Annotated in this window: 10 protein-coding genes and 1 pseudogene; 7 read left to right on the top strand and 4 right to left on the bottom strand. The window is 66.1% G+C overall.

Translation table 11 applies throughout. The features are described from left to right. Positions 1-35 precede the first annotated feature (35 nt). Both AQJ54_RS39940 and AQJ54_RS39935 read left to right on the top strand, forming a co-directional pair. Positions 36-656: a hypothetical protein gene (locus AQJ54_RS39940; protein WP_248845555.1), complete on the top strand. Its 621-nt coding sequence runs from the start codon at positions 36-38 to the stop codon at positions 654-656. Positions 657-704: 48 nt separating this feature from the next. Continuing rightward, a complete protein-coding gene (locus AQJ54_RS39935; protein WP_062246156.1) occupies positions 705-1,130 on the top strand; it encodes a hypothetical protein in 426 nt (141 codons plus the stop codon). A 388-nt stretch (positions 1,131-1,518) separates the two neighbouring features. Here AQJ54_RS39935 and AQJ54_RS45900 read toward each other — a convergent pair whose 3' ends face one another. Beyond that, positions 1,519-1,680 (bottom strand): hypothetical protein, encoded by a 162-nt coding sequence (locus AQJ54_RS45900; RefSeq protein ID WP_159055622.1) that lies wholly within the window; start codon positions 1,678-1,680, stop codon positions 1,519-1,521. Positions 1,681-1,828: 148 nt separating this feature from the next. Between AQJ54_RS45900 and AQJ54_RS39930 the strand changes: the two genes are divergently transcribed. The 3 genes from AQJ54_RS39930 to AQJ54_RS39920 all read left to right on the top strand — a co-directional run bounded on the left by AQJ54_RS39930 (position 1,829) and on the right by AQJ54_RS39920 (position 5,443). Beyond that, positions 1,829-2,923: a dsDNA nuclease domain-containing protein gene (locus tag AQJ54_RS39930; protein ID WP_079070252.1), complete on the top strand. Its 1,095-nt coding sequence runs from the start codon at positions 1,829-1,831 to the stop codon at positions 2,921-2,923. Between the two features lie 112 nt (positions 2,924-3,035). Beyond that, on the top strand, positions 3,036-3,530 hold the full coding sequence (locus AQJ54_RS39925; RefSeq protein WP_062246152.1) for a hypothetical protein: 495 nt from the start codon (positions 3,036-3,038) through the stop codon (positions 3,528-3,530). Further along, entirely contained in the window at positions 3,527-5,443 is a 1,917-nt protein-coding gene (locus AQJ54_RS39920) for a coiled-coil domain-containing protein (RefSeq protein ID WP_062246150.1), read from the top strand. The genes AQJ54_RS39925 and AQJ54_RS39920 overlap by 4 nt, the downstream gene beginning before the upstream one ends. A 116-nt stretch (positions 5,444-5,559) precedes the next feature. Here the strand turns inward: AQJ54_RS39920 and AQJ54_RS39915 are convergent, their stop codons facing one another. Beyond that, positions 5,560-6,543, bottom strand: coding sequence for a DUF6615 family protein (locus AQJ54_RS39915; protein WP_159055620.1), 984 nt, complete (start codon positions 6,541-6,543; stop codon positions 5,560-5,562). Between the two features lie 300 nt (positions 6,544-6,843). On the opposite strand from AQJ54_RS39915, the pseudogene AQJ54_RS47130 reads away from it, so the two are divergent. Further along, positions 6,844-7,250: pseudogene (locus AQJ54_RS47130) on the top strand (TadA family conjugal transfer-associated ATPase); the annotation flags it as partial. On the opposite strand, the gene AQJ54_RS39910 reads toward AQJ54_RS47130, so the two are convergent. Together AQJ54_RS39910 and AQJ54_RS47525 are read right to left on the bottom strand one after the other, a co-directional pair. Further along, positions 7,251-8,492, bottom strand: coding sequence for a DUF6236 family protein (locus tag AQJ54_RS39910; protein WP_062246146.1), 1,242 nt, complete (start codon positions 8,490-8,492; stop codon positions 7,251-7,253). 613 nt (positions 8,493-9,105) lie between these two features. Beyond that, entirely contained in the window at positions 9,106-9,237 is a 132-nt protein-coding gene (locus AQJ54_RS47525; RefSeq protein WP_282959650.1) for a hypothetical protein, read from the bottom strand. A 292-nt stretch (positions 9,238-9,529) separates the two neighbouring features. Here AQJ54_RS47525 and AQJ54_RS39905 point away from each other — a divergent pair, with 292 nt between their 5' ends. Continuing rightward, positions 9,530-12,088, top strand: coding sequence for a tetratricopeptide repeat protein (locus tag AQJ54_RS39905; RefSeq protein ID WP_248845565.1), 2,559 nt, complete (start codon positions 9,530-9,532; stop codon positions 12,086-12,088). Positions 12,089-12,883: the final 795 nt, after the last annotated feature.

Here is a 12,883-nt window from a genome sequence, read left to right as displayed (position 1 = left end):
GGCCCCGAGCTGTCCCTGACGCCGCATCGGACGATGTGGGCTTCGACGACCTCCTCCAGGTCCTTGGAGAGCAGCTCGGCGACGTCCCCCAGAACACCGACCCCCGCGGCCGCCGCAAGCTGAAGAACGTCACGTTCGAGTACGAGTCCCACCCCACGGCCGTCCACGACATGGCGGGCGACGCCGGATACAGCCTGGCCTCGAACTGGTTCACCCAGCTCCTGGCCCAGCTCGCTGTCGCCAACTCCATCACCAAGTCCCAGCTGTGCGTGTTCCTCTACGTCGCCGGCGGCCAGCAGCGCGGCACCGGCATCGCCCAGTACACCCAGCAGGAGATCACCGACGGCCTCAACAAGCTCGCCGAGAAAAAGGGCGGCAAGCGCATCACCCGCTCCACGGTCAACCGAGCCATCAGGGCCCTGGTCGGCTACAAGTGGGTCGAGCAACTCGGAAACGGCCTGATCCAGCTGAACGTCCGCCTGTGGTTCCACGGCAACAGCGCCGCCCAGCATGCCGTCCTGGAACAGATCGCCGTCCAGCACAAACGTGACCCCGAGGCCTTCCCGAACGGCATCGGACCCGATGTCCACCAGGAGCAGCTCGACCTCGACTTCACCGAGCGCCCTGACTACGGAACGGGAAGGCGTACAGGGTGACACGCAACCACCAACCGTCCTGCTGGCCCATACGAGGAAGGGAGACCGATGGCTGAGGTCATGTCGCCGGTCGTGTCCGAACGCATCTGGGCCCTGCCCGTCTCCGGGGCCACCGTCAAATTCCTGCAGTACCTGCTCTACCGCTCAGACTTCGGCGGCCACCTGCCTGTGCGGCAAAAGGGCATGGCCACCGAGTACGGCGTGACCCCGCAGGCCATCAGCAACCTCATGGCCCCGCTATGCGAACTGAACATCGTCCTGCGCCCGCAGAACGAGGACGGCAACCGCGGCAAGGGCAACTCCTACCGTCTCCACCCCCTGGCCGCGAAGTACGCCAGCCACCAGGACATGGAGGCCGCCTTCCGGGCAACCATCGCCAGCATCAAGGCCGGCGACATGCCCAACCTCAAGCTGCCCGCCTACCGCGCGGTCCCGCCCGCGGCCGACGGACGGCCCAACCTGCAGGTCGCCTGACCCGAGCAGACAAAACAGGGGCCCCGCCGAAGCATCGGCGGGGCCCCTGTGCCTGAGTAAGAGGTCGTACCCGCACTATACCCAGCAACCGCCCCTTCAGCGCGCCGAACTAATCCAGAGGGCCTCAAGCACAATCCGGACTCCCATCACACCGTCACGACCATCGGAAATGCTGCACGCCGCCTGGTCACCGTGGCCCGACGACCTCTCAGTCTCACAGCGAGACCACGAGAGGTCGGTACCTCGTACGTCGCCAGTGCAGGCCGTCGGGGAACGCAGGTTGAGCAGCAGCCATACCGCCGGGATCTTCAGCCACGCCCAGTACAGGCACACCTACGCGCCCGTCAGCCCCGTCCGCGTGCTCGACACACGAAACGGCACCGGGGTGTCACCGGCCGGTGACGTCCGGGAAGTCGATCACAGTCAGTGTGGCCGGCACCCACGGCATCTCGGCCAACGCGGCGGCCAGCGGCTGTTGGGCGAGGATCGAGTCGAGGATCCGGCCATCAACTTCATTGCCGGAGTGCCGCAGGGCTTCGGTCCCGAACACGCGCTGCTATGCGTGCTGCGCGCACCGTTGCCGTCTCGGGTTGAGTGGTGATCTACTGCCGTCTCGCAGAGTGTGGTTGGGGGTGCTGTGCGAATAGGCATTCGCGCCGTCTGTACGGCGGAAGGAAGTCAACCGTGGCGCTTCGGGGGTGCCGGTGAGCCTCGCACCTGCTGATGGAGGGCGGCGAAGCCGACGCGGGTTTGCCTACCAGGACGTGGTAACTCTCCTGGACTGCCTGGACATGCTGGATGGATGTTGGACGGCTGTCTCGTGGGAGGACCTGGAGGACATCCTCTGCCATCGGGGTGACGCGCCCGTCTACCGGCAGGTCAAGACGATCGAGGAAGCCGGCGTGCGGCATAGCGTGGCCAGCGTCTGCCGGCCTGAAAGCCCGAAGAAGTCGGTGGACACGAGCTATCTGGGCAAGCTCTTCTTGGGTAAGCCTCTGCCTGATGGCACGCGCTTTACGTTCATCGTCAACGAGACGCCCCAGCGGGACTTGTTTGAGTTCGCCGTGGAACGCAGTCAGTCCCGTGAGCCGGTCAGCGCGGCTGTCCGGGATGACGCCATCAGCCGGTTGAAGGGCCTGAGCCTGCCCGACGGCCGTGATGTCGCGTGGTGCATCGACCGCCTTGATGTATTGGTCGAGGCGCGCACGATCGAGCATGTCGAAGGGGAAGTGCTCCAGCGTCTGGCGCCGTTGGTCAGAGCCTGTCTGGGGCAGGAGCCGTGCATCACAGAGGTGGTGGACGTGATGACGTGGCTCATCGCGGACTGCATCTCTCGCCAGGCTCGAGCCCTTCGCCCCCGGCACTTCACAGCGGACGAATTCCGGGCAGCACTTGAAGAATGCGTTCGCAAGGTCACCGGTCGCAGGCAGGACGGTTCGACGGAGCTGCTGATGCCGTTGCAGCAAAAACTGCGGCCCGCCGGCGTCCCGGACACCGAAGCGGAAGGCCAGCACGACGCCATGCTCGCCTTCCGGCGTAGGCGCCGGTCAAGCATCGGTGCACGCCGTCAGCAGTTCGACGATCTGGCTGACAAGATCAACTCGATCTGCACGGTCACCATGGCCAAGCGCCGCGGCGGTCTCCTTGAGGCCGGCCCGGCTGCCTACCTCGCAACAATTTCGGCGGTCAGCGAGATGCCGGAAGTAGCCGGCGGTCACGTCAGTCTCACTGACGCTTTGGCGGTGCTGTGCGACATCACAGCACGTTGTCAGAACAGGTACGCCGATGCCTGAGACGAGGCGTACCCGAACACCCGCGCCCGGAGCGAAGATCGGTAGCCGGGTGGTACCCCCGCTGCACCGGCCCTGGGATCCAGACGATTCGCCGGACTTTCACGCCGCACGGTTGCTGCTGATGATCCATCTGTGCGGCGAGGAACCGGGCCCCTACATCGCAGGACGCACCAAGTTCGCCAAACTCGACTTCTTCCTGCGCTATCCGGGATTCCTCGAGCGGGCGCACGCTGCGCTTCCTGAGGTGGTCGAGCTGCGCGACGCCTTCCTCGCTGAGGACGCCAGCGAGGTCGAGGCACCGATGATCCGCTACAGGTACGGCCCTTGGGATCACCGCTACCGCCAGTTCCTGGCCTTCCTCGTCTCCCGCGACCTGGTCACCATCACGACCAGTCACACTCCCGAACGGGTAAAGCTGAAAGCCGCCGGCAACAGAGCAGCAGAGCGGCTCATGCAAACAAGCGAGTTCCAGCCGCTGGTCCGGCGCTGCGAGGCCATGCGCGGCAACCTCGCCGCCATGTCCGGCACCGAGCTCAAAGACCTGATCTACGACCTGTTCCCGGACGAGGTCGGCAACGCGTCCTTCCGTCAGGAGATCCGCCCATGACCAAGAACGTGACCGCACATCCCAACCGGGGGCTGAGGATCGAGAAGGTCACGATGGTCCACCACTCCGGCGAGTTCGAGGAGTACGCCTTCACCTCCGGCATGCTCAACATCCTCACCGGCGTCCGCAACAGTTCGAAGACGACAACTCTGAAAGCCATCGACTACTGCCTGGGCGACCGCGACGGCCCGACCGACGCCCTGGGCGCGGCTGTCGCCGACGGATACGTCGAAATCAGCACTTCGCTCAGACTCAACGGGACTCCCCACACCTTGGCAAGGTCGCTCCAGTACGGACGCATGAACAAAGTCATCATCGACGGTGACGAGCGCGCCGTCGACACGTTCTCTGACTGGATCCTGAGCGAACTGGGCTGGCCCAACCTGCACATCCCGAAGGGCCGCATCGCCGCGACCGCGACCGAACTGACCCCCTTGTCGTTCCGTAACACTCTGCGACACATCTACCGCAACGAAGACTCCTGGACAGACTTCGCCGACAAGGAAATGGAGTTCATCCGACGCGCCGTCGTCAGCCAGCTCCTCGGCTTTGCCCGCACCAGGTATTCCAACAAGGACTTCAGGCTCGCCCAGGCCAAACGACGCCTGGCCGAGGCCCAGGCCATCGAGCGCGAGGTGCACGAAAGCACCCGCCAGGCCGTCACCGCGATCGCCGAGCGCCTCCAGCTCCCGCCCGCAGGCTCCATGGAACAGGTGAACACGGCCCGGGAAGAGATCAGAACCCAACTCGATGCCATCTACCAGCAGCGCCAGCAGCTCACGGCCGAGATCAACAGCATCGTTCAAGGCGGCGCCGAATCGGCCGCGGCCGCAGGCTACGACTCATCGCTGACGGCGACCTACGAAGAAACCTCCCGTCACCTGCAGCATGCCGCCGAAGACGTAGTCGCCCTCCAACAGCTCCACGAAGAGCACAGCCACTCGGCGAAGACCGTCAATTCGGAGATCAGCCGGATGGAGCGGCTGATCACCTCGGTGGAATTCTTCGACGCGCTCCCCGTACGGCTGTGCCCGGCCTGCGAGCAGCACGTCGACCCACGCCGTGGGCACGACGAAGACGCCTGCTACCTGTGCTTCCAGCCGGTCGACGACGATCAGCGCCGCCGCAGAGCACAGATCGAGATCCGGTCTTTGAAATCCGAACTGGCCGACCTCCAGGACGTCATTGCGCGCACCGCAGCCGACCTTCACACTGCACGGCGCCGTCGCGACGAACTCCAAGGCCGACAAGAACAACTTGCCGAACGACTCAACGAAGAGCGAGCCGCTCAACTGGCCCCCTTCATGACCGCCCTGGAACGCTTCGCCGCCCAGATCGCCCAGCTCGAACAGAAAATGACCGCCTTCCCAGCCATCGAAGACATCCTGCAGCGCCGCGTCGAAGCCAGCCAGGCCGTCACCGCAGCACAACAGGCCCTGGACGCCATCGATAACGAGCCCGCCGGCCCCGCGCTGCACGGCCCCTCCCCGAGCGAACGATGTGCAGTCTTCGCAGACCGCATGAACAGCTTCCTCCAGCGCTATCGCGAAAACTGGGTCAGGGGGGACGTCACGATCAGCGACAGCGACCTCACCTTCTATGTCGGCACCCGCCCCTGGAACCAGGCCCTCGGAGCAGAGCCAAAAGTCCTGTTCTTCCTGGCATACAGCTACGCCACTCTCTTCATCGCCGCAGACCTGGACGAAGAGTGCGCCTTCCCCGGACTGCTGATGCTCGACAACCCATACCAGCAAGGACTCGAACCGGACGTCGTCCGCGCAATCCTGAAAGACATGGCCAGTGCCGCCCACATGACCGGGACACAGATCATCAGCACCCAAGCCCTCCCCACTCCTCGCGACCCACAGACCATTCGAGAGATCAAAATGCCCAAGGTCTACGAGGCGCCCTAACCAAGCGTTGCCGAGTCCACGAGCAACTTCCCCGCCACGTGCCCCGCCGCGCCCAGTGGGCGACAGGTGTTCGGCGGCTGAGCAAGCCGTAGTCATGAGGAATTCGCTGGCCGGGGCTATACCTGGATGACCACCAAGCCGGCCAACTGGTCGGCAACCGGCCGCGGCACGGCGTCACTTCCGCCCTCAAGGGCGGCCTGGACATACGGGGGCGGTGCCGTTCTCAGCCCGCGCAGGACGTGCAGGAAGTACGGGACGGAAAAGTGTCCCTTGTCCTGCGGCACGGAACTGGGTGGGAACACGGCACGCGGTAGGTCATCGTCGAAGCGCGGTACCACGGGCGCCGGGGCCGCTGCCGCGAAATGCATCTCGCGGATGCTCGACAACTGCATGAAGATTCTCTTTGCCGCCAATGCCGCCCCGTACTGGGGAGTGAGGAGAAACTTCTGCAGTTCGAGTCCGCAGCTGCGAAAGTTGATGTCCCAGCGCTGCTGCCACACCCCCGGGTCGGCGAGGTCTTCGAGTGGGGTGGCGTAGCGGAAGGAGTCCGCGGCCGCGGCGCGGGGATCGCGACCGTACAGGTAGGCCGCGGCCAGGCCGCTGAGCACCGAAACACCCATCCTCGGGCAGTCCGGGCAAGGGCTAGATGCGTCCGGGTCGTCGGCGTCGCAGGCGTCGCCGCCACAGGACAGCCCCCGCCGGTAGGCAGCGTCCCCGCAGTACAGCATGTAGACGGCGGGCACCTCGAAGTAGTCCGCTGCGGCGAGCAGGTTGGGCAGCTGGGCACCCCAGGTCCGGTTCGACTGGCCATAGCCTATGGACCAGGTCGTCCCGGTCCGCTTGAGGTTCTTGGCCTGGCAGAGCATTCCAAAGCAGATACCGGTGCTCTCCTCTACCCACCACCAGAGCCAGTCGGCGCCGATCAGCCCCTCTTGGTTCCGATTGAACGGAACCGGGCGGAGCCGGGGAGCCGCCCTGGTGTACAGAATGTCAGTGACTGTTTCTTCCGCCCACTTGCCAGTGATGAGCAGGGACGCAGTCACGAACTCATCGACGGCTTCCCGCCCCAGGACGAGGGCCGCGTGCAGATCCTCGTTCATCGCCAGGGACGCCGTGCGGATGTCCCGAGCCTGCGGATCCGTGGGCGGCGCCGCATATGGTTCCGCCGCAGACACCCGGTTCTGAACTGGAGGACACGACACACCCGAGTCATTCGACCACCTCGCCTCCGACAGCCATACGCAGATCATCAGCCGAGGACCGGCTGTCCGCCAGTCGCTGGCACGGCTGCGCCCTTCCACGCCGGAGAGTTGCTGATCGCCGCAACTTTGTGTCGGTGGCCACCGACATTCGTCCGCCGGTGAGGCTGCTAGGGGGGTCGGCCTCGGTCGCTGTGTCTGCTGGGGGCGGCGGCGCTGCTCAGCGGCGAGCCGCTTGGTCTGCGGCGCACGCGTTCACCGGCCGTCGGACCGGGCACGCCGGCTAGGGCTGCGGCTTCAGTCCCGGTCCTCGGCGGCCGGTGCGGACATGGCTGCGGGATTGCTGGACGGGGTACGGTAGCGGCCGAGCGGTTGCGGTCCGAACTGGTCGGCAGTGGCCCGCTGGAGTCGTTGCTCGCCGACCCGTGGGTGACGGACGTCCTCGTGTCGGCGCGGGACCGGGTCTGGGTGGACCGGGGCGGCGGACTGGAACTGACCGCCGTGTCTCTTCCTGACGCGGCGCCCGTACGACGGCGCTGCGGGTTGTACGGCCGCGCACGTTCACGCGGGACGAGCTGGTTGCGGCCAGCACGGTGCCGCCGGGCGGATCAGGCGCGTCGGGTGATCTGCCGCAGGAGGGACTGCGGTTTCAGGCCACGTTGCACCGACAGTAGATAGGCGGCGGGGTTCCCGGCCTTGAGGCCTTTGACCTGCTGCTTGTGTGTGTGGCGGACGTTCATGAAGCCGAGAGCGGCTCCGGCTGCCGCACCTGCCACGGGCTGGTCGAGGAAGCCGCCTGCGGCCGTACCGGCCAGGCTCATCAGGGCGGGGACATCGAACTTCACGTTGGCCAGCCCGTACGCCGTACCCATGCCCTGTGCTTTCATCGCTTCCCGCAGGGCCCTCAAGGGACGATCGAAACGGTCCTCGACCGCGATCTGCACATCGCGCACGCGCGCCTCCTGCAATGTCACCCCTCTCAGTTCCTGCCTCAGTTCCTCTACGGTCTGCGTCACGACGGCGTTGAACGCGGCGAACTCCTCGCGGTGCTCCTTGCGCAGCTTGACGATCTTCTCGACCGGTACGTTGTCCAGTCCGGCCGGCACAGCCAGTCGGATGGCCAGTAGTCCCACCGCGTCGGTGAGGTCGTCCGGCCGAGCGGCCGCTGCCACGTCTGGAGCGTCGAGCAGGCTCTGGGCGATGCGGTCCACATCCCAGCCGTCCGACGCCAGATGCGCATCCGGCTGGTCGGTGGTGGGCGTGTAGCGGCCCTGACGCGCGAGGACTTCGACAAAGGCACACTTGTAGACCCAGGTGAGTCTGGCGTCCATCGCCATCCAGCGTCCGTAGGCGAGGGACTGCCGCTCTCGCAGTCCGGGCCTGCGCCGCACATCGGCCGCCAGTCCGCACTCCATGAGCGTCTCGCGCAGCTCGGGGGTGAATTCTTCCTCGTAGGAGGCGGCAACGCCCGCACGCGCGGACATCCCGCTGTGGTGCCTCGTTGTATGCCCCTGTGTGAGCGGTGGTGCGGGATTGAAGGAGTCTGTCGCGTGGTGGTCCCGGTCGTCCCAAGCCGGCGACGCTGCGTATCCTGCGGCGCGCAGGGCCTCGCCGTGACGGGTAAGGACGCTGAGGAATAGGGGAGCCACCTGCTTGGCGGTCTCCGTCGGATCCACCGGTGTGACGAATTTGAGCTCCTCACGCAGCACACGGGCGGTCCGCGAATCCGCCAGGGGGTATCCCTGCGGCACGACGCGCGCCAGCTCCCGCCAGTACAGCGCGGCCGTCTTCAGCCATCGCTCGTCACGGAAGTGGATGAACGGGTAGTACAGCCCCACATGCGGCAGCATGACAACTCCTCACCGACGAGCGCCCCCTCGGCAGCCCGTTAGGAAACCGTAGTAGACCCCGGCACCACGAGTCCGCCGATCAAAACGGCCAAGGAGGCTTACGTGGTTGCGCGTTGGGCCGCGGTGGCTTGGCAGGAACCTTGCGCCCTGTCCGATGCCAAAGGGCCAGTGGGCGCGGAAGCCGCAGCACCTGCCTGCTTTACCGTCCTGCGCGGCACGCAGATCCGGACACCTGCTGTACAGGAGGATGAACGCCCTGCCAGCGGCCCCGCGTGCCGAGGACCCGCGCGATGATCGCCCACTACACGGCCGCCCGCCGCGCTTCGTCCTATGCACGGACCAGGAGGACGATGTCGACAGCACGGTCCGACGTCTCACACGTTCCCCCACCCTCGGCCACGAGGTCTCCGCGTGCGGTACCGCCGCCCGGGCGCAGCCGCTCACGCACGACGGGCAGAAGCCGGTCTGGGTCGGCAAATCACGCGGCTCGGTACACCGAGTGGTCCGTCTCGTACGGCTCCCCGGCACCTTGCAGGTAGGCGACTGGAGGACGTCTGCTCTGGCGTCGCACCGCACCGTGCCCAGATGGCGTTTGTGAGGGCCATCTTGCGGTCTAGTGGTCGAGGAGCCAGCTGATCCAGGCGCGTACGGCGCCGCTGACGGCTGCGGCGGCGATGCGGGTGAGGGCCGGCAGGAGTTGGCCGCGTCCGGGCCGGGGGGCTGGGGTGGTGGTGGGGTTCGGCATGGGGGCCTCCAGGAACGGGCCGGCCCGCGGTCTGGGTCGGCGTGGCCTCCAGTGCTGCAGATCAACCTGCCTTCCGGCGATGCCTGTTGAGGAGGGACAGGGGCTCTGGCCTGCTAAAGGGGTCTTTTCCGGGTTTTCCGGGGATGCCTAAGGCCGGAAGGCGGAACGCGAGGGCCGGGTGCGGGCGGGGTGTCCCGGCAGTCGGGGGGGCAGCATGGCCGGTCAGTCCGACAGGTTCTGGGAAGAGTTGTCGCGGACGCATCGGGCGGCAGGGGCGCCCACGTTGGAGGTAATGCTGGCGTGGGGCAGGGCCGGCGATCCGCCGGTGGTGTCGTCGCCCTCCACGGTCAACGACTGGTTGTTGGGCAAAACGATTCCCGGCCCGGCGAGCAGGGCGTTCTTCCTGCTGATGGTGGCCGAGCTGGAGAGACGTGCTGCTGAGCGGGCGAGGGGTGGGGGCGGCTTCTGGACCGTGCGGGACCAGGCGTGGTGGGAGCGGATCCTCACCGCGGCGCGGGCCGAGCGGGCGCCGCGATCGGTGGCTGGGCCGGTGCAGTTGCCGACGGCTGGTGCTGTGTTCGTGGGCCGTGAGGAGCCATTGCGCAGGCTCATGGGCTGGTTGGCGCCGGCAGGTCAGGACACGAGAGCTCCGGGCCCTCAGCGGGAGCGTGAGGCGACTGCCCGGGCGTCGAGTTCAGCGTCCGTTCTGGAAGTCACCGGTATGGGCGGGGTGGGGAAGACGGCGCTGGTGGTGGAGGCTGCCCGGCGGGCAGCGAAGCAGGGCTGGTTTGAGGGAGGCGTCCTCTTCGCCGACTTGCGGGGCCACAGTGCGGGCCAGGACGTCGTTGCGGAGGAGGCGGTCGATGCGTTCCTGCGCACGCTGCGGCCGCGGGAGGAGCCGCCATCGGTGCCGGCCGAGAAGGTCCGTCGATGGCGCACGTTGCTGGACGAACTGGCCGGACAGGACAAACCGCTGCTGATCGTGCTGGACAACGTGCGCCAGGCCGGGCAGCTCGCCGAGCTGTTCCCGTGCCTTCCGCACCGGGCACTGGTTACGTCCCGGCACACGCACACCGACGCGATCCGGCACCGGATCGTCCTGTCCCCGTTCCCTCCGGCGGAGGCTGAGCAGTTCGTCCGCCTCCGCCTCGCGGAACCGGGCCACGGCCAGGTCGCGGAGTGCGGCCGAGCGGTTGAAGCCGCTCACGGTGACGATGTGCGCCGCGTCGCAGAGTTGTGTGGCTGGCTGCCTCTTGCGCTGCGGATCGTTGTCGCCGTGCTGCGGACCGAACCCGACCGATCGCTGCGCGAGCGGGTGGATGAGCTGGCGCGCACCCTCTTGGACGGCATGGAGGACGACGACACCGACGCCGAGGGACGTCCGCTGACGGTACGGGCGTGCTTCTCCTTCTGCTACGGGCATCTGACGCCAGCTCGCGCACGGGCATTCCGGCTGCTCGCGGCGGCTCCCGGCCCCGACCTGTCCACCGCTTCAGCGTCGGTCTTGCTCGGAGTCTCCACGGACGCTGCCCGTCTGGCTCTGCGCGGCCTCGCTGGTATGCACTTGCTCGAACGATCCCAAAGGGGAAGTGACCGACTGGCGGAGACCGAAATCGAGCATTGGTCGATGCACGACCTCCTCCGGCTGTACGCCGACGAGCTTGGGCGCGCCCACGCGGACGAGGACAAACGGGAAGACGCGGTGCTCAGGCTTCTGCACCGTTACCGCAAGATAGCCCAGGCAGCCGCCTCCCGCCCCCTCATCACACCAGCGGACAACCCGATCGAGACGCTCAAGCTCCATCGCTGGGTAGTGGTCTGGCTGGAGATGGAACGAGTCAACGTCGTAGCAGCGGCCACCTCCGCGCTTGCCTCCCCGTGGCTGGTGGATCTCGCCCTGGAACTGGCCGAGTTCTTCGGCACCCGTCGCTACTACGCGGAGTGGGCACGCCTTGCGTCCTCTGCGGTCGACGCGTGCCGGTCTGGGCAAGGCGATCGAGGCACGAAGGCGGCGGCGCTCCGTGGCCTTGCGAAGGCGCTGACAGGACTGGGCCGTTTCGATGAGGCCCTGACCGCCTTGAACGATGCCGTCGAGGCTGCCGCACCTCTCGACTACCGGCTTGGCGCGCTGCTGGCCCAGGAGCGGGGTGTGGTCCTGGAACGGGCAAATCGGCTTGAGGAGGCGAGGAACTGCTATGAGACGGCGGCCGCTGTCTTTGATCGGGCCGGCGAACCATTATTTTTAGCGGATACCCTGCGTCATATCGGCGATATCTGGGTTCGCTGCAACCGTTTCGACAAGGCCGTATCCGCCTATCAAAACGCGTTGATGTATTACCGCGTTAACGCTGACAAGCGCGGAGAAGCAATGGCGCTTGGTTCGCTCGGTGTCGCACAGTCGGGGGCGGGACATCACCGGGACGCGATCGAATTCCTCGAGACCGCGACGCAGTACGCATCACACACGGATCTGAGCATCTACATCGACAGCCTGTACCAGCTCGGAATGGCGTTCCACCGCGCTGGCCAACCACAGGCCGCCCTGAAGGAGCTCCGAAAGGCGGAACAGCTGGCGCGGGAATTCACCTACCCAGTGGACACGTTGGGGGAAGCGGTGAAGCAACCCGGCCTGGAAAACCAGTTGGTGGAGGTGCTGCTCGGCCTCGGCCGGGTGCTGATGGAGTGCCGCCGGCCCCAGGCGGCCCGGTGGGTGCTCACTGAAGCCGTTGACATCCTCCGTGAACTTGGGGACACCCAGCGCCTGGCAGTGGTCGAGGAAGTCCTCACACGGCTGCCACGACCTCTCCACCGGAAGCAGTCCAAGCGGCGGAAACGTCCGCCCTCCCCATAGGCGAGCACGCGGAGCCCATGCAGGCAAAACTTGTGGATAGGCGCAAGTTCCGGGCGAATCTTGTGAGCAAGCGCATCTTTTACTGTCTGCGGCCGACAGCCACCGACACCCAGACGATCTGAATGTCGGTGGTGGCCGACATTCAGATCCACAAAACCGCAGGTCAGACGCCTGTTTCCCGGAGCTCCTCTTAACTAAAGACCCTGTGCACCAAGCACCATGGCCCCCTAACCTCTCCTGTTCTACTCAACTCCCTCTGCTCTAAGGCAAGTTGGCAAGCCTGTCGGTACCGCCCACATGTGGGGGTTGAGCTTGTCAGCACTCAACCGGTCCTCGGTACTCGGTCAGCTCCTCAGCCTGTGGCCCCACCTCCCGTCTTCTCCCGTCTCTTGCCCAAGGCAGGGATCTCAGCACTCCCTCCGTGGGCAACTGGGCCCCGGAGGGGCCCTGTTGCCCATTCCTTGTATTCCGTGATTTACTTTTTTTCACGGAATACCAATCAAGTACCGCCTGGTTTAGGGTAATCGGAGATTCACCTAAACCAGGCCTCGGGAAAGGCTCATGACGAACCCTCAACTCAAACCCCAACTCACACCCGAACTCCCCGCCCATACAACCAAAATCAGCACCACAATTTGTGCCGGAGGCACAAACCATCTCCGCTCGTCTTTCCGTTCCGGAGGAACGCAGGGTTATGGAATGGCCGGAGGCCAATTCCATAACCCGCCCGCCGGAGGCGGGAATTCGCGCGGGGACGCGCGAAACGAGCGAAGCGAGTATTCGGCTGCCGGAGGC

Origin of the sequence: Streptomyces griseorubiginosus (assembly GCF_001514195.1) — a bacterium.
In the GTDB taxonomy this organism is placed as follows: Bacteria; Actinomycetota; Actinomycetes; order Streptomycetales; family Streptomycetaceae; genus Streptomyces; species Streptomyces griseorubiginosus.
The sequence above is the reverse complement of the archived record's forward strand: the minus strand, read 5'-3'. Positions and strand labels throughout refer to the sequence as shown.

What these genes read in the sequence shown, in the direction of transcription:
- AQJ54_RS39935 (WP_062246156.1), top strand. Translation starts at nt 705, where the DNA reads ATGGCTGAGGTCATGTCGCCGGTCGTGTCCGAACGCATCTGGGCCCTG.
- AQJ54_RS39920 (WP_062246150.1), top strand. Translation starts at nt 3,527, where the DNA reads ATGACCAAGAACGTGACCGCACATCCCAACCGGGGGCTGAGGATCGAG.
- AQJ54_RS39915 (WP_159055620.1), bottom strand. Translation starts at nt 6,543, where the DNA reads ATGAACGAGGATCTGCACGCGGCCCTCGTCCTGGGGCGGGAAGCCGTC.
- AQJ54_RS39910 (WP_062246146.1), bottom strand. Translation starts at nt 8,492, where the DNA reads ATGCTGCCGCATGTGGGGCTGTACTACCCGTTCATCCACTTCCGTGAC.
- AQJ54_RS47525 (WP_282959650.1), bottom strand. Translation starts at nt 9,237, where the DNA reads ATGCCGAACCCCACCACCACCCCAGCCCCCCGGCCCGGACGCGGCCAA.
- AQJ54_RS39905 (WP_248845565.1), top strand. Translation starts at nt 9,530, where the DNA reads ATGCTGGCGTGGGGCAGGGCCGGCGATCCGCCGGTGGTGTCGTCGCCC.